The 15,046-nt window shown below is 57.6% G+C and carries 17 protein-coding genes; 9 read left to right on the top strand and 8 right to left on the bottom strand.

Features of this window, described 5'->3' with window-relative positions:
• Positions 1–228: 228 nt before the first annotated feature.
• The 8 genes from GOX75_RS02035 to GOX75_RS02000 all read left to right on the top strand — a co-directional run bounded on the left by GOX75_RS02035 (position 229) and on the right by GOX75_RS02000 (position 7,707).
• Positions 229–1,401 carry an SPOR domain-containing protein gene (locus GOX75_RS02035; protein ID WP_171120847.1) on the top strand — a complete coding sequence of 391 codons (1,173 nt, stop codon included), beginning with the start codon at positions 229–231 and terminating at the stop codon, positions 1,399–1,401.
• A gap of 16 nt (positions 1,402–1,417) precedes the next feature.
• Positions 1,418–2,593 (top strand): D-alanyl-D-alanine carboxypeptidase family protein, encoded by a 1,176-nt coding sequence (locus GOX75_RS02030; protein WP_171120845.1) that lies wholly within the window; start codon positions 1,418–1,420, stop codon positions 2,591–2,593.
• Positions 2,590–3,216, top strand: coding sequence for a dTMP kinase (gene tmk, locus GOX75_RS02025; RefSeq protein ID WP_171120843.1), 627 nt, complete (start codon positions 2,590–2,592; stop codon positions 3,214–3,216). The genes GOX75_RS02030 and tmk overlap by 4 nt, the downstream gene beginning before the upstream one ends.
• Positions 3,217–3,223: 7 nt before the next feature.
• A complete protein-coding gene (locus GOX75_RS02020; RefSeq protein ID WP_171120841.1) occupies positions 3,224–4,345 on the top strand; it encodes a DNA polymerase III subunit delta' in 1,122 nt (373 codons plus the stop codon).
• A complete protein-coding gene (locus tag GOX75_RS02015; RefSeq protein WP_171120839.1) occupies positions 4,342–5,148 on the top strand; it encodes a TatD family hydrolase in 807 nt (268 codons plus the stop codon). The genes GOX75_RS02020 and GOX75_RS02015 overlap by 4 nt, the downstream gene beginning before the upstream one ends.
• Entirely contained in the window at positions 5,145–5,942 is a 798-nt protein-coding gene (locus GOX75_RS02010; protein ID WP_171120838.1) for an MBL fold metallo-hydrolase, read from the top strand. Before GOX75_RS02015 ends, GOX75_RS02010 begins: the two co-directional genes overlap by 4 nt.
• Before the next feature lie 61 nt (positions 5,943–6,003).
• The gene (locus GOX75_RS02005) at positions 6,004–6,936 is read left to right on the top strand and encodes an AEC family transporter (protein ID WP_171120836.1); all 933 of its coding nucleotides are present in this window, start codon (positions 6,004–6,006) and stop codon (positions 6,934–6,936) included.
• 72 nt (positions 6,937–7,008) lie between these two features.
• Positions 7,009–7,707, top strand: coding sequence for a CbiX/SirB N-terminal domain-containing protein (locus GOX75_RS02000; protein WP_171120834.1), 699 nt, complete (start codon positions 7,009–7,011; stop codon positions 7,705–7,707).
• A gap of 2 nt (positions 7,708–7,709) precedes the next feature.
• Here GOX75_RS02000 and GOX75_RS01995 read toward each other — a convergent pair whose 3' ends face one another.
• The 5 genes from GOX75_RS01995 to GOX75_RS01975 all read right to left on the bottom strand — a co-directional run bounded on the left by GOX75_RS01995 (position 7,710) and on the right by GOX75_RS01975 (position 12,144).
• Positions 7,710–8,756 (bottom strand): GGDEF domain-containing protein, encoded by a 1,047-nt coding sequence (locus GOX75_RS01995; protein WP_171120832.1) that lies wholly within the window; start codon positions 8,754–8,756, stop codon positions 7,710–7,712.
• On the bottom strand, positions 8,756–9,340 hold the full coding sequence (locus GOX75_RS01990; RefSeq protein WP_171120830.1) for a heme NO-binding domain-containing protein: 585 nt from the start codon (positions 9,338–9,340) through the stop codon (positions 8,756–8,758). The genes GOX75_RS01995 and GOX75_RS01990 overlap by 1 nt, the downstream gene beginning before the upstream one ends.
• A 120-nt stretch (positions 9,341–9,460) precedes the next feature.
• Positions 9,461–11,020: a trimethylamine methyltransferase family protein gene (locus tag GOX75_RS01985; RefSeq protein WP_171120828.1), complete on the bottom strand. Its 1,560-nt coding sequence runs from the start codon at positions 11,018–11,020 to the stop codon at positions 9,461–9,463.
• A 121-nt stretch (positions 11,021–11,141) separates the two neighbouring features.
• Positions 11,142–11,834 carry an HAD family hydrolase gene (locus tag GOX75_RS01980; RefSeq protein WP_171120826.1) on the bottom strand — a complete coding sequence of 231 codons (693 nt, stop codon included), beginning with the start codon at positions 11,832–11,834 and terminating at the stop codon, positions 11,142–11,144.
• Between the two features lie 25 nt (positions 11,835–11,859).
• A complete protein-coding gene (locus GOX75_RS01975) occupies positions 11,860–12,144 on the bottom strand; it encodes a DUF3572 domain-containing protein (protein WP_171120824.1) in 285 nt (94 codons plus the stop codon).
• Positions 12,145–12,231: 87 nt separating this feature from the next.
• Between GOX75_RS01975 and GOX75_RS01970 the strand changes: the two genes are divergently transcribed.
• Complete coding sequence (locus tag GOX75_RS01970; protein ID WP_171120822.1) at positions 12,232–13,614, top strand: diguanylate cyclase; 1,383 nt, start codon at positions 12,232–12,234, stop codon at positions 13,612–13,614.
• Positions 13,615–13,619: 5 nt separating this feature from the next.
• Here GOX75_RS01970 and GOX75_RS01965 read toward each other — a convergent pair whose 3' ends face one another.
• The 3 genes from GOX75_RS01965 to GOX75_RS01955 are packed head-to-tail and all read right to left on the bottom strand — an operon-like array spanning position 13,620 to position 15,044.
• The gene (locus GOX75_RS01965) at positions 13,620–14,093 is read right to left on the bottom strand and encodes a periplasmic heavy metal sensor (RefSeq protein ID WP_171120820.1); all 474 of its coding nucleotides are present in this window, start codon (positions 14,091–14,093) and stop codon (positions 13,620–13,622) included.
• Complete coding sequence (locus tag GOX75_RS01960; protein ID WP_254428672.1) at positions 14,090–14,437, bottom strand: hypothetical protein; 348 nt, start codon at positions 14,435–14,437, stop codon at positions 14,090–14,092. Before GOX75_RS01960 ends, GOX75_RS01965 begins: the two co-directional genes overlap by 4 nt.
• Positions 14,430–15,044 (bottom strand): RNA polymerase sigma factor, encoded by a 615-nt coding sequence (locus tag GOX75_RS01955; RefSeq protein WP_171120816.1) that lies wholly within the window; start codon positions 15,042–15,044, stop codon positions 14,430–14,432. Before GOX75_RS01955 ends, GOX75_RS01960 begins: the two co-directional genes overlap by 8 nt.
• Positions 15,045–15,046 lie beyond the last annotated feature (2 nt).

Here is a 15,046-nt window from a genome sequence, read left to right as displayed (position 1 = left end):
GCCGCATTCGACCACTCTGCCACCTCCCCGCGTGACGCTGGGTCTAAGGCGAACCGAAACCGGTGGCAAGACCAAATAGGGAAATCTTGCCGAAGCAGTTGCAGCGGCCTTTCCATGACACTTTGTGCAGGTTATGATCTAATCGAAAGACCGTAACAGGCCGGCAATTCAGAACCGGCAATCGGCGGGGCTCGGGAAACGAGGCCCCTTCAGGCAAGGGATGACAAAATGAATCGAGCGACCCAGACACGCGCAAAACCGCGAGCGTTGGCGGTTCTGGCCGTGTTTTCCGCAACCCTCGCAGGTTGTGATGAGACACTTTCCCCTGACAACGCGTCATCCGAAGCGGCCACAGAAAGCCTTCAGGATGACAACAAGGTCGAACTGTTCCCGGACGCCACCGGAAATCCCCGCGACGATGTCGAAGCGCCCGAGGTCTTCGACGTTACCGAGGCTGGATTGTGGGATGGGCGCCCATCGTTGGGTGGAGTTTGGGTGGCTCACCCGGACGTCACACAGCCCGAACGGGTGCGGATCAAGAACGCCAGCAACAACAAGACCGTAACCGGCGCGCTGTTCCGTCGGGAAAGAAATCTGCCGGGGCCGGCCTTGCAGCTTTCTTCGGCCGCTGCTGCGGAATTGGGCATTCTGGCAGGGTCCCCGACGAAGGTTCAGGTCGTTGCGCTGCGCCGTAAACCTGCGGAACCCCCGAAACCCGAGCCTGAAGATACTCCGACGGACGCGGGCGAAGACGCCCCTGCACCACAGGATGACGATACTCAGTCCGCATCCGTAGACACGGCAGAGGACGGCGCAGAAAAGCCCGCCAAGCGGAAATGGTGGCAAAAGAAAGAAACCGCCGCAGTCGCGGCTGGTGCAGCAGGCGCAGCTGCGGTCGCGGCAGACGCGGCCACAGACACAGCTACGGAAGCCGCAGAGGAAACAATTGAAGCTGCCGCCGAAGCCGCGCCAACCGCGACACTGAGCGATCCAGAGGTGACCCCGCCCAGCGATCAACCTGCAAAGCGAAAATGGTGGCAGAAGAAACCTGCAGACGAAATCACGGAAACGCCGCTTGATCCGATCGCAGGCGCCGCGGCCGCGATCGACGCCGCGGAACCTACACCTGCAAGTGCGGCAAGCCAGCCGGAACAGTCTTCTGGCCCATTGTCCAAACCTTATGTTCAGGTCGGGACATTCGGCGTTGAAGCCAACGCCAAAAGCGCCGCTGACAAGATACGCCGCAACGGGCTGCCTGCCGAAGTGCGCGAGCTAGCAACCGACGATGATTCTGTCTGGAGGGTTCTTGTAGGCCCCGCCTCAACCCGTGGAGAGCGCACCGCCCTTCAAAGCGACGTAAAGGACCTAGGCTTCTCGGATGCCTTCCTGGTCAAGAACTGAAACAAGGGAGGCCCTGATGCTGACCTCATTGCGATCTTCTGTTTTGTCCCTGGGGCTGGCGCTGTTTGCCCTGCCTGCCCAGGCCCTCGATACAACGGCCCGCGCAGCATATGTGATGGACCAGACAACAGGCACGGTACTGCTGTCCAAAGACGCAGATCAGCCGCTGCCACCGGCGTCGATGTCGAAACTGATGACCTTGTATGTCGCGTTCGAAGCACTGCGGGATGGCCGCCTGACGCTGGACGAAGAACTGCCCGTTTCGGAACACGCGATGAGTTATGGCGGCTCGACCATGTTCCTAAATACGCAGGACCGGGTCCGGGTCGAGGATTTGTTGCGGGGCATAATCGTGTTGTCCGGCAATGACGCCTGCGTGGTGATTGCCGAGGCACTCAGCCCGGATGGAACCGAAGCCGGGTTCGCACGCTATATGACGCAGCGCGCCGAGCAGATGGGGATGAACAGCTCGAACTTCGCCAACTCAAACGGCTGGCCTGCGGCTGGGCACATGATGTCCGTGCATGATCTGGCGGTTCTTGCGGACCGACTGATCACCGATTTCCCCGAATACTATCCCCTGTTCGCCGAGGAAGAGTTTGAATTTGACGGTCGCGCGCCGTCGAACTCGCGCAACCGCAATCCCCTGCTCAAACTGGGAATTGGGGCAGACGGGTTAAAGACCGGCCACACGCAAGAAGCGGGATACGGCCTTGTCGGTTCAGCCAAACAGGGCGACCGCAGGGTGATCTTTGTCCTGTCCGGTCTCGACAGCACTGCCCGCCGCGCAGAGGAGGCTGAGGCCGTGGTTAACTGGTCGTTTCGCAATTTTGTCGAGAGGACAATTGCCAACTCCGAAGCGCCGATAGCCAAAGCCAAAGTCTGGATGGGTGCGGAAAAGACGGTTGGACTGGTTCCCGATGGTGATCTGTCTATTCTTCTTCCGGTTTTGGGCGACAAGGATGTAAAGGCCGAAGTGGTCTATGATGGGCCCGTCGATGCATCGAGTGAGCCGATCAAAAAGGGTCAGAAGCTGGCCGAACTGGTCATCAAGCCCGAGGGTCTGCCGGAAATTCGCCGCCCTCTGGTGGCAGCGAATGATGTTGCGACCGGCGGGTTTGTTGTTCGGATGATGACCGTAGGCAGCATCGTGTTAACTGACGTTATCGGCAATCCGTTGGACGCCCTGTGACAAGCACCGGGTTATTCCTGACCTTCGAAGGTATTGACGGATCGGGTAAGTCATCACAAGCACGCTTGCTGGCCGATCACCTGCGCGGCATGGGTCACGACGTTGTCCTGACCCGCGAACCCGGCGGGTCTGCCGGGGCTGAAGAAATCCGCAGGCTTGTTCTTGAGGGCGACCCCGATCGGTGGTCCGCTGAAACGGAAATTTTGCTGTTCACCGCTGCGCGCCGCGACCACTTGGAACGTACGATCGAACCCGCTTTGGCCGCTGGCAAAGTGGTGATATGTGATCGCTTTGCCGACAGCACCCGCATGTATCAGGGCCTTTCTCGCGGTGACCTGCGCGGATTGGTGGATCAGTTGCACAATCTGATGATTGGTCGTGAACCTGATCTGACCCTTCTGATCGACATGGACCCCCAGACCGGTCTGAACCGGGCAAAGGGGCGTCAGGGAACAGAAGAAAGGTTCGAAGATTTCGGCCTTGACCTGCAACTCAAGATGAGAGCCGGATTTCTTGCCCTTGCCGATGAGTTTTCTGAACGATTTCGCGTGATCGACGGCAATCGGGACATGGACAGTGTCGCCAGCGATGTGACAGATATCGTTAAGCAGGCTTTGCGGTAAACTATTGATGAGCGACGAAACCCCGCCCCCGGATCAGGCACCCGGTGCCCCACACCCGCGCGAAACCCGGCAGCTTTTCGGGCAGGCCGAGGCCGAAAACGCGTTTCTGACGGCCTACAATTCGGAACGGCTGCACCATGGCTGGTTGCTGACCGGCCCTCGTGGCGTTGGGAAGTCGACCTTGGCGTGGCGCATCGCACGGTTCTTGCTCGCGACACCTCCAGCCGGAGAGGATGGCCTTTTCGGAGCGCCCCCACAAACTGAAACGCTGGATATTGTCGAGGATCACCCGGTCTCTCATCGCATTCTGGCCGGGGCTGAGCCTGGACTTGCCTCGGTCACCCGGTCCGAGAACGACCGCGGCAGGATGCGAAACGAAATCGTGGTCGAAGATATCCGTAAGCTGGGCAAGTTCTTCGGACTTTCTTCAGCCGACGGTGGGCGGCGCGTTGTCATCGTGGACTCTGCGGATGAGATGAATGTCAGCGCAGCCAATGCCCTTCTGAAAATGCTCGAAGAGCCCCCTGCCCGCACCACGCTTTTGTTGGTCTCGCACCAACCATCGCGGCTGTTGCCTACAATCCGGTCGCGGTGCCGAACGCTCAGGCTGTCACCGCTGGGCACCGAAGATATGATGACGGCTTTGGCACAAACCGGGGCCGAGCCGCCAAGCAACCCGGATCATCTGGCCGCTCTCGCCGCTGGTTCTGTGGGCAGTGCCGTTCGCCTGATCAACTTGAGTGGCCTGGACATTTACGCAGAACTCATCGCCATTTTGGGCACGATTCCAAGAATGGACCGTCAGCGTGCCTTGGCCTTGGCCGAGGCCGCAGCCCAACGCGGCGCGGCCGAGCGTTTTGAGTTGTTGCTGACTTTGATAGACATTGCTTTGTCTCGGCTTGCCCTCACGGGTGCAACAGGTGCCCCCCCTATGCCAGAGGCCGCGCCGGGCGAGGCGGAAGTCCTGTCACGCCTGTCCGCGTCCCCACATATGGCGCGTCAATGGGCGGATACCGCAGCCCTGATCACGGCCCGCACGCGACATGGTCAAGCGGTGAACCTTGACCCTGCCGCGCTGGTCCTAGATACGGTGTTCAAGATACAGGAAACCGCCGGTCAGAGCAGATGAGCGATACGCCCCAAATCACAGATAGCCATTGTCATCTGGACTTCCCTGATTTCGATGGCCAGTTGGACGAAATCGTGGCCCGCGCAGCCGAAGCAGGCGTGACGCGGATGGTCACAATCTGTACCCGTTTGCGCAATGAACCCACCATCCGCGCGATCGCAGAAGCACATGCTCCGGTCTTTTTCGCCGCTGGTACGCACCCCATGAGCGCCGCGGATGAACCGATAGCTACCGTTGATGAACTGGTGCAACTGTCCCGGCACCCCAAATTCGTGGGCATTGGGGAGACCGGGCTGGACTATCACTACACCGCTGACAGTGCCGAAGTACAAAAGCAATCTCTGCGTATCCACATCGAAGCCGCGCAGCGAACAGGCTTGCCGCTGATCATCCACGCCCGCGCGGCTGACGATGATATGGCGAGGATTCTAAGCGAAGAATATCGCAACGCGCCCTATTCCTGCGTGATGCACTGCTTTTCATCATCGGCGGAACTGGCCAAGGCCGCATTGGGTCTGGGATTTTACCTTTCCATGTCCGGCATCGCTGCATTCCCCAAAAGCCAGGACCTTCGGGACATATTCGCCAGCGCCCCGGTCGATCGCATCCTTGTCGAGACCGATGCGCCTTATCTGGCGCCACCTCCATTCCGCGGCAAGCGTAACGAACCCGCTTATACGGCCCATACCGCCCGAAAAGGGGCTGAAGTTTTCGGGATGGGGTACTCGGAATTCGCGGCACAGACGCAAGCAAATTTTGACCGGCTGTTCACAAAGGCCGCAACTTACAAGGCGGCTGCATGACGGAACTGCGCTGTACGATCCTTGGCTGCGGGTCTTCTGGCGGCGTCCCGCGACTGGGCGGTCACTGGGGCGCATGTGACCCCGACAATCCGCGCAACATCCGTCGCCGCTGCTCGATGCTGGTTGAACGCGACGGACCCAAAGGGACGACTTCGGTTCTGATCGACACGACCCCCGATATGCGCAGTCAGTTGCTGGATACAGGCACGGGCCGTCTGGACGGAGTGGTCTACACCCATTCCCACGCTGACCACGTGCACGGCATCGACGACCTGCGCATGATCGTTTTCAACATGCGCGAGCGTGTCCCTGTTTGGGCTGACGGCGATACTCAGAACGATCTGCTGGGTCGCTTCGGATATGCCTTTATTCAGCCCGAAAATTCGCCGTACCCGCCCATTCTCGACCTGAAAACCATTGATGGCCCGTTCGAGGTTACAGGCCCCGGCGGTCCGATCCCCTTTCATCCGTTCAAAGTGAACCATGGGTCGATTGACGCTTTAGGCTTTCGAATGGGCAATCTTGTCTACCTGCCCGACGTAGCCGAGATTTACGACGATGCGTGGACAATGTTGGAAGGGCTGGACTGTCTCATTATCGACGCGTTGCGCCGGTCTCCGCATCCTACCCACGCACATCTGGAAAAAACGCTGGGCTGGATTGAAAAGTTGCAACCCAAGAAGGCCGTCCTAACCAACATGCATATCGACCTGGATTATGCCACAGTCGATGCGGAAACTGCGGATCACATCGCACCAGCCTATGACGGCATGGTGATACATCAGGCGCTGTAAGGCCCTGACGACTTGCTCTGCCATATCCTCGCCCCGGTTGGCGACCCCGGTGGAGCCTTAGATGCTGCAATCCCTGATCAACGTCATCCTTCCGGTATTTCTGGTTATCGGGGCTGGCTATGCGTCGACCCGGCTTGGGTATTTCAAAGAGGTCCATGTCGACGGGCTGATGAAGTTCACCCAAGGGTTTGCAATCCCTTGCCTGCTGTTTCTGGCCATTTCCAATCTTGACCTTAGCGCCAGTTTCGATCCGCGTCTGCTGGCCAGTTTCTATACGGCGGCCGCGCTGTGTTTCTGCGCTGGGTTGTTCGGCGCGCGGCTGATATTCAACAGGGATTGGGAAGACTGTGTCGCCATCGGGTTTTGCTGCCTATTTTCGAATTCAGTTCTACTGGGCCTGCCAATTACCGAGCGCGCTTATGGCCCCGAAAACCTGACCGGAAACTACGCGATTATCGCGTTTCACTCGCCTTTTTGCTATTGCGTGGGCATCACGGTGATGGAGTTCGTCCGCAATCGCGGGCACGGTGGCACGCGTATGGTGCGCTCGGTTCTGTCGGCGATGTTCCGAAACGCTCTGATCTTAGGGATCGCGTTGGGCTTTGCCGTCAACCTGTCCGGGATCCAGGTTCCTGCCGTTGTGGATGAAGCCCTTGGCCTTGTGACCCGCGCCGCCCTTCCAGGGGCGCTGTTCGCGTTGGGCGGGGTTCTGGTCAAGTACAAGCCCGAAGGCGACCTCCGCACGATTGCCTTTGTGTGCGGCGTGTCGCTGATGCTGCACCCCAGTCTTGTCTGGCTATTCGGCTCTACCGTCGGTTTACCACAGGACTTGTTTCGATCGGGCGTTCTGAACGCGGCAATGGCGCCCGGGTTCAATGCCTACATCTTTGCCAACATGTATGGGCGGGCCAAAAGAGTCGCCGCGTCGTCGGTTTTGGTTGGAACCGGGGCGTCTATACTTACGGTCTGGTTCTGGCTCATGTTGTTGGGCTAACTCTATCCAAATGCATGTTGACTTTGCCCCGGTACAACACACCTTTCGATAACTCAAAACGGGAAGGCCCTCATGCCCTACGCCCTTATCGTCGCTCATGGTCAGCCCTCTGATCCAGATCCCGCTGAAGCCGCGCTTGCCCGATACGCGACCGAGGTAAACGGGATGTGCGACGGCGTTACGGTGACGTCAGCGACTTTGGCGGCACCCGGCGCGCTTGAGGTGAAACTACAGGACTTGCCCGATGACACAGTGGTTTTTCCGCTGTTCATGGCGAAAGGGTGGTTTGTCACAAGCGCCCTGCCCAAACGTCTTGGGGCACAGCCGCTGCGCGTTCTTAACCCTTTAGGTACCGACGCCATCCTGCCTTCGCTGATTGCAGACACACTAGGCGACGCGGTTACGGATTTAAAATGGGTGTCATCAACCACCGATATCGTATTGGCCGCGCATGGCTCTGGGCGCAGCCGCAACCCGTCCAAAGTTGCCCGAGATTTCGCCAAGAAGCTCGAGGAATTGACAGATTTTCGCTCAATCCGGGTCGGGTTTGTGGAAGAACCACCCTCCATCTTCGAGGCCGCGCAGGGCACAGGGGCAAAGGCCCTCTGCCTGCCATTTTTTGCCTGTACCGGGGGCCACGTTCTGGAAGACGTCCCGCAAGAGTTGGATCGCGCTGCGTTCAAGGGCCGGGTTTTGCCCGTTGTCGGCGAACTTCCCCGCGTGAAGCGTCAGATTGCCAACGTACTTTCGCAAGCCTTCGGGGGCACCTAGCACTATTGCCCAGAGATACCGGACCGCGGCTGTAGGGAACCCTGCAATTTTGGGGGATCGGTTATCGAACCTGCTGGTGGTGAGAAAAAGCTATAGCGGGATCTGCCAGATCGTTTAGCGTCATACAGAGCTTGGTCAGCAGCCTTAAGGATTTCTGCAGCCTTCAAGCTACTGAATTGGGTCGACAAGGCTATTCCAACGCTTGCAGATACCCTACAGGTTTCGCTTTCAAATATCGTCGGCTCCCTCAGCCTGTCAATCAAACGGCCCGCAATTGAGGACAACACCCCCTCATCAATCAAGCCCTTGATAATTATAACAAAATCATCCCCGCCCACGCGCGCGACCATATCGTCGCTGCGGGTTTCTTCCTCCATGATGCGCGCTGCCTGCTGCAGAACAAAATCACCTGCCGCGTGCCCAAGTCGGTCGTTCACGGACTTGAAGAAATCCAAATCCAGATGCATCAACGCAAATGGTGCGTTGCCCGACGCCATGTGGCCCAGAAGAACGTCCATGGCCCTTCGGTTCTTCAAACCAGTGAGCATATCCGTAAAGGCCTGTTCCTCAGCCGCAAGCATGGCACCTTGCAAGCGCAGGTTAAGGGAACGTGATGCTTCCATCGCGGCTGACTTGGCTTCGACCAAGTACAGCAGTTCAATTGCAAGATCGGTTCCCGAGAAATCAGCACTGGTCAGGGCATAATCACGCACGGCATCCAGAATCGAAATTCCAAAGGACAGATTGATGATCGCGCCCTTGTTCCCCGGCAGCGGTGCAACCAACCCCTTTAACGCGGTGCGTGGTTCGTCCCGTAGTTTTAGGTGCAGTTTGGCACCTGCCAGCGACAACAATGCAGCAGTCGTGGTGATTGAGCGTGGGCGAACCAATTCGAACAGGTCCAAAAAGCCTTGGCCTTGCATGGGTTGCTCGGGGCGGAGCTTTTGCAAAGTGGGCCCAACGCTTGTGATTTGTCCCTGTTCGTCAACAAGCACAAACATGGGGCACAATAGTCCAAGCAAAGAAGAAAGATCCGATGCTTCCATCATCAACCGCGCGCCCCCAGATCGAATTGTCGCCCCTCGGCAAACGCGCTTTCGATCAGAACAATTGAAATAATCTCAACCTTTCCCTCGGTGCCTGCATGGGACAGCATCGCCAAGGCACCATAGTCGTCGGCGATGGCACACAAGACCCCGACCATAACGCTCGAATACCCTTTCAAGCCGGGATAGCAGTAGAGTTGGAACTCCGCATGCGACACCTCTCTCAACTCGAGCACAGGCAAGGTCAGATCGCTGACCGCCAAACGAACGCGGTCAGACAAATCATCCAGCGAGTGAAGGAATTCGACATAAGTTTCGCCCCCAAACCGCAGAAGACGGCGCAACCCTACCATATTGGGATGCGAGACCAGATAAGTCCCAAGGTCTTCAAGCAGTTCCCCGCGCGGCCGCTTTAGCTTCGCGCATAAAATGTCCAGAACACGCAGAGTCATTTCGTCGTTGTAGACCAGCATGGCCTCAAACTCGGAAAATCCCAGTTCAGCCGCCTCGGTCACGTTTTTCCAACACGATAGTCCATAAGTCGCGCAAACAAATGACTGTACCGCCCGATTAATCAGACCATGCATGAGATGCCCCAGTGTGGTTACATGCTCAGTCTGGTCCGAGAAACCTTAACAAAAAGCCAAAATGACCAGCCCGATAGGTAGAATTCAGCCTAGTCTCAATGTGAAAAGGCGTGCCTCTACTTAGAAATCTGTTGGCGCGCCGCCCTCGGCCTTACGACGTGTGACGAACTCGGCAAGTTCTTCCCGAATCCCGTCGTCAATCGCGGGCGGCTCAAAACTGGTGATAATTTCTTTGAACATGTGATGGGCGCGCTCGGTCGTCCAGACACCACCAGCGACGTTCCATCCTTCATAATTCTTCCAGTCACTCAGGAAGGGTTGATAAAATGCTGTGGTGTAGCGGTCCTGTGTATGCTGAATGCCAAAGAAATGGCCGTCATTTCCGACTGCTTTTATTGCCTCCAATGCGATTTCATCAGGTCCAGTCGCCGTGATCTCGGGCTGCATATACCTTTGAATTTGCTGCAAGATCTCGCAATCCATAATAAACTTCTCGGGGCTGGCGATCAGCCCGCCCTCCAGCCAGCCAGCGGCGTGGTAAACCATGTTCGTCCCCGATTGCACGGCAGCCCACAAAGAGTTCGACGTCTCCCAAACAGACTGACCGTCAGGCACATTTGCGGCGCACACGCCCGAGGATCGCATGGGCAAGCCATAGTACCGGGCCATCTGCCCTGTCATTTGGGTGGAGCGCATGTATTCCGGGGTTCCAAACGCAGGCGCCCCGGATTTCATGTCGACATTCGAGGTAAATGTTCCGATGACGCAAGGAATGCCTGGCCGCACGTACTGAAACAAAGCAATCGCGCACAGTGCCTCGGCCAAAGATTGCGCCACCGCCCCAGCCATTGTTACGGGCGCCATGGCACCCGCCAATGTAAACGGAGTAACAACAATCGCCTGACCGCGCCGGGCCAGCCGCAGGCATCCGTCAATCATCGGATGATCATGCTTCAGTGGTGAGGTCGAGTTGATGTTGGTGTACATCCGAGGCTCCGCCTCGAATTCCTCATGGGTCAGGCCTCCTGCGATGCGGACCATCTCCATGACATCCTCAACCCGTTCCTTGCCCAGCGAATAGGCGTGCATGGCTTTGTCCGTCAGGGTCAGCTTGTCATACAACACGTCCAGATGCCGAACACTGGCGTGGATATCGACCGGTTCCACCGGGTATCCCCCGGCAAAGTGAATGCAGTTGAAATACTGAGTCAGCTTCAGCAAATTCCGGCACATTTCTCGGTTTCCCGGAACCTTGGTTCCAATCTCCATGTCCCAGTAATTTGGCGGAGAGGATACGTTCCCGAACAGCATATTCCTGCCCCCGATTTCGATCTTACGATCGGGGTTGCGCGGCGTGATCGAGAAGGATGACGGCGCTTTTCCCACCATCTCCATCACAAAATCCCGCCCCATTCGGACGTTATCGCCGTCAATTGTACACCCGGCTTCACGCAGAATGCCGATAGCTTCTTCGTTGTAGAATTCGACCCCGATCTCTTCGAGAATACGCATTGCGCCTTCGTGGATCGCTTCGATCCCGGCAGCATCCAACGGTTCGGTGGGGTTGTCGATATTGACAGGTGGATTCCACGGCATCTGATCAATCACGGCGGTGCCTCTGCGCTCGGCTGCACCTGCACGTCCACCGCTGCGGCGTCTGCGCGTTTTTGTGTCGGCCATTGGACCCTCCCGAAACTGGCGTTGCTTTAAGCAAGCCCCGAAGTCGGAAGGCTGGCCGCTCTGTCTGCGACAAGCTATGTCGGTTTCAACACTCAGATCGGCGATTTTGACCCGACCTCGTTCAGTCCTTGGCCAGCCAGCCCGGGATATGCCCGATATTGGGCAATACAACATCCGCAAATGGTGCCAGTGTCTCGGCCGGGGCCAATCCGGTCAGAACTCCGATTGTGGTCATACCCGCAGCGCGCCCGGCCTGTAGATCGTGCAGACTGTCGCCAACCATCGCGACCCGCTCGGGGGCGACATCGACATGTGCAGCAAACGCCAAAAGCTGTCCCGGCCCGGGCTTGTATCCGTGTCCACTGTCGTATCCTGCGACAAAATCGAAATGTTCTCTTATCCCGGCCGAAGCCAAATGCTCGAGCGCGGGCATCTCACCGTCGTTCGTTGCCACACCCAGTTTTAACCCCGCATCGCGCAACCCGTTCAGAAAAGGCGCCAAGGGAACAGCAGGGGCCTGTGGCGCTGAGGCGGATTCTACGTTCAGCAAGTCAATCAGCTCTTCGTGTTCCATGTCGGGTAGATGCGGAACCAGGACGTCTGCCACCTCTTCCACGGTTCCGGCGATCACAATGCTGTCTTCGGAATAGGTCACGGATTCCAGATCAAACCCGATGATGCGGCCCAATTCCGCCGCGCGCTGATTGTCTCCATCCGCCAAACGCAGCAACACGTTGCGCCCAAAAGCGCCCCACGTATTCGCAAAATCAAACAGAGTGCCGTCCTTGTCGAACAAAATCGCATCAATGGGCATTACGTGCTCCCGCAGGGAAAAAGCTTCAGGTCCAGTGCATGTCCGCGCCGCCAGACAGAACTGCGCGGGCTTGACCGGGCAGTTCGTAAGGCACGGAATTGGCGTCACAAAAGGACATCACCCACGAATCGTCAAGCACAAGAAAATCAAGTACCGACCCAAGGAAATCCGGATCCTCTGCCCTGTCTCTTAGATCCTGAACGGACGCCCCGGTTGACCCAAGAAAAACCGGTAGCAATTCCTCGTTCCCAACGAGCCAACCCAGCACGTTCAAGGCCAAAGTTTCAGCGGATTGGGCAGATATTACCATTAAATTGCCCCGGATCAGATATTGGAAATGGTTTGTTAACCAGACTCATAAACACTTTGGCAACGCATGCAATCAACGGTGACACAAATGTCGGTTCAGGGAACCATCCTTGTCCTAGACGGGACCTCGACCAATCGCATCATGCTGAAGGTTCAGCTGACGGCGGCCTGGTATCACGTTGTGCAGGCCGAAAAGCTGGACGGTCTGGCCGGGCTGTTGCGGCGCACACGCCCGGACCTTGTGCTGACCGCGCAATCCCTGCCGGATGGCACGGCGGCAGAAGTCAAGAAACTGGTGGCAGCCGATCCAGACCTTGCCGATGTGCCAGTGGCGGCAATTGCTGCCCAGAACGACAAGGCGGCCAGACTGAAAGCGCTTACGGATGGGCTGGATGATGTCATTGCCCCACCTTTCAAGGATACTCTCTTGCTTGCCCGGGTCCGTAGCCTTTTGCGTTCACGCGCCGAGACTCAGGAACTCAGAATAGGAAGTGGGTCGCAACCGATAGGGTTTGCCGAACCCGCAACGGGTTTCACGCCAGCACAAAAGCCTGCTCGGGTTGCGGTTCTGACACAATCCACCAAGACAAGCGCGCTGTGGCACAAGGCACTGTCCGGGAAAACGCGGCACGCGCTGGCCACGCATACCTGTTCGAATTTGCAGGGGCTTTTGTCAGGCCCTCTGCCCGATGCAATTGTCATTGAAATCAACCCAAAGGCCCTAAGCACCCTAGCCGACTTGCGATCAAGGGTCGGTACAAGGCGAACGGTGCTGATTGGCGTTCTGCCTAAGGACGGCGCGCAGCTTGCCGCCGATGCGCTTGATCGCAGGGTGGATGCGATTTGCCAGAGCGGATTTTGCGCCGACGAAGTTGCGTTGCGGCTTGAAAATCAAATCGCCCGGAAATCCCGATTGGATCAGATGCGTGCATCGCTGTATCGCGGGGTCGCCGAATCCTGGATCGACCCCCTGACCGGACTTCACAATCGCCGGTATGCCATGCACGCCATGGATCAAATTGCGCGCAGGTCATCCCAAGCCAACAAGGGTTTTGCGGTGATGCTGGCGGATTTGGATCATTTCAAATCAATCAATGACCGTTACGGTCACGTCGCTGGTGACTTTGTGCTGACCGAAGCGGGCAAACGTTTGGAACGCGCGATTGGATCAGCCGGTTTCGTCGCGCGCATCGGCGGAGAGGAATTTCTGATTGGCCTGCCGGAAACAACGCAATCTGGCGCCCTTTCCATCGCCCGAACCTTGTGTGACTGCATCCGTCAGTCCCCGTTTTCACCCCCGGACAATCGGAAATTGGTACAGGTCACAATCAGTATCGGGCTTATCGCGACAAAACCTCAAAAGTCCTCTGTTGCGCCGTTGGATGGCTTGATCCGGTCAGCGGATTCCGCTCTGTACGCTGCAAAGAAAGCAGGCAGAAATCAGGTGCGGGTCAGACAATGTGCTGCCTGAAACCATTAGTCCTTTTTCTTGCGGCCATGCGGTCCGCGACGAACGACCTCTTCCAGACGATCGGCATAAATCAGACGCTCGTCGCTGGTCATCGACGTGACGCGGTCAAGCCACTGCTCTTGTAAAGCCACTTGCAGATCGGCCATGGACTGCGCCTGTCGGGACAACAGCGTCTGAACGGCCACAGGATCAAAGGGATCGGCGCGCAATGCCTCATTCAGCGTTGCGAAATCCCTGGAGCGGCTGCTTGACCCTTTTCTGTGCCGATCCGACAGATCACCCCGCAAAGCCTTCCGATCATCCTTCGGCAGCGCGCGATAAAGAGCAGAACCAAACCCGGGCGGTGCCTTGGCATGATCATTGCCTTTGACCCGCAGAACGGTTCCGACAGCCATCCCCACGATCAAAAGGTTGAGCGCAAGGGACACGGCCAAAAGGATCGGTATCCACCGACGCTTGGGTTGCGGGCTATCGCTCATTCGGTGTCCTCCAGAAATGATGTATCGAGGTCGGCGAGAACAAAGCTCGTTTCCTGCCCATAAATGTAGGTGGCGGGGTCCGGCAAAAAGCCCGGAGCGGCAAAGCCGATCCACACACCCGCTGCACTGGCCGCGACCAGCCCCCCCATGCCCTGCCAGCCTCCGACGCCATCAACAATCCGCGTCCAAAGCGAACGAGCGGGTTTGCCTGCGGGCGTCTTCTGACCCAAACGCACTTCTTCGGCGTCTGTCAGGATGCGTACTGCAAGTGTATCCGGCAGCTCCGGTCGGTTCTGACGGGCTTGCGTAAATAACTGATCCAGTTGCTTTTCGTCTTCAGTCATCGTCATACCCCAATTCACCACGCCTATCGGACAGAATGGCCACCAAGCTCCGTTTTCCGCGCGCGGTCAGGCTCTCGACCGCTTCTACAGAAATACCCATGATCCCGGCAATCTCGGGGTTGGGCAATTCCTCTATGTGCCGCAAAACAACGGCTTGTCGCTGTCGCTCGGGCAGTTGTGACAAGGCCACTTGAAGCGCATCCGAGCGGGCTTTGTCCTGCATACGCTCGGCAACACTGGCCTGACCATCTTCTGGCTCTGGAACATCGGCCAGATGGTCAGGTTTTTGCTTGCGCAGGTGATCCACGCACAGGTTCATCGTTACGCGATACAGCCATGTTGAAACCTTTGCCTGCCCCGAAACCCAATCCGGGGCCATCTTCCAAAGGCGCATCATTGCCTCTTGCGTGATATCTTCCGCCTCTGCCTGTGATCCCAGCATCCGAAGGGCAACCGAAAAACTTCGCGGTCCAAGCCGGTCGGTCAGAACGCGCGCGGCCGCTGCATCGCCACGGGCGAACTGACCCAACAGGGCATCATCGCTGGGCGTGTTCGCGGTGCAGGCCGCACCACGAACATCCTGCAGTGAAGAGGTCAGATCCTGCATTC

Origin of the sequence: Ruegeria sp. HKCCD7251, from assembly GCF_013031165.1 — a bacterium.
Classification (GTDB): Bacteria; Pseudomonadota; Alphaproteobacteria; order Rhodobacterales; family Rhodobacteraceae; genus Ruegeria.
This window is presented reverse-complemented; position numbering and strand designations above follow the sequence as displayed.

What these genes read in the sequence shown, in the direction of transcription:
- GOX75_RS01995 (WP_171120832.1), bottom strand. Translation starts at nt 8,756, where the DNA reads ATGATGGAAGCATCGGATCTTTCTTCTTTGCTTGGACTATTGTGCCCC.
- GOX75_RS01970 (WP_171120822.1), top strand. Translation starts at nt 12,232, where the DNA reads ATGTCGGTTCAGGGAACCATCCTTGTCCTAGACGGGACCTCGACCAAT.
- GOX75_RS01985 (WP_171120828.1), bottom strand. Translation starts at nt 11,020, where the DNA reads ATGGCCGACACAAAAACGCGCAGACGCCGCAGCGGTGGACGTGCAGGT.
- GOX75_RS02015 (WP_171120839.1), top strand. Translation starts at nt 4,342, where the DNA reads ATGAGCGATACGCCCCAAATCACAGATAGCCATTGTCATCTGGACTTC.
- GOX75_RS01965 (WP_171120820.1), bottom strand. Translation starts at nt 14,093, where the DNA reads ATGAGCGATAGCCCGCAACCCAAGCGTCGGTGGATACCGATCCTTTTG.
- GOX75_RS01955 (WP_171120816.1), bottom strand. Translation starts at nt 15,044, where the DNA reads ATGCAGGATCTGACCTCTTCACTGCAGGATGTTCGTGGTGCGGCCTGC.
- GOX75_RS02010 (WP_171120838.1), top strand. Translation starts at nt 5,145, where the DNA reads ATGACGGAACTGCGCTGTACGATCCTTGGCTGCGGGTCTTCTGGCGGC.
- GOX75_RS02005 (WP_171120836.1), top strand. Translation starts at nt 6,004, where the DNA reads ATGCTGCAATCCCTGATCAACGTCATCCTTCCGGTATTTCTGGTTATC.
- GOX75_RS02030 (WP_171120845.1), top strand. Translation starts at nt 1,418, where the DNA reads ATGCTGACCTCATTGCGATCTTCTGTTTTGTCCCTGGGGCTGGCGCTG.
- GOX75_RS01990 (WP_171120830.1), bottom strand. Translation starts at nt 9,340, where the DNA reads ATGCATGGTCTGATTAATCGGGCGGTACAGTCATTTGTTTGCGCGACT.
- GOX75_RS01960 (WP_254428672.1), bottom strand. Translation starts at nt 14,437, where the DNA reads ATGACTGAAGACGAAAAGCAACTGGATCAGTTATTTACGCAAGCCCGT.
- GOX75_RS02035 (WP_171120847.1), top strand. Translation starts at nt 229, where the DNA reads ATGAATCGAGCGACCCAGACACGCGCAAAACCGCGAGCGTTGGCGGTT.
- GOX75_RS02000 (WP_171120834.1), top strand. Translation starts at nt 7,009, where the DNA reads ATGCCCTACGCCCTTATCGTCGCTCATGGTCAGCCCTCTGATCCAGAT.
- GOX75_RS01980 (WP_171120826.1), bottom strand. Translation starts at nt 11,834, where the DNA reads ATGCCCATTGATGCGATTTTGTTCGACAAGGACGGCACTCTGTTTGAT.
- GOX75_RS02020 (WP_171120841.1), top strand. Translation starts at nt 3,224, where the DNA reads ATGAGCGACGAAACCCCGCCCCCGGATCAGGCACCCGGTGCCCCACAC.
- GOX75_RS01975 (WP_171120824.1), bottom strand. Translation starts at nt 12,144, where the DNA reads ATGGTAATATCTGCCCAATCCGCTGAAACTTTGGCCTTGAACGTGCTG.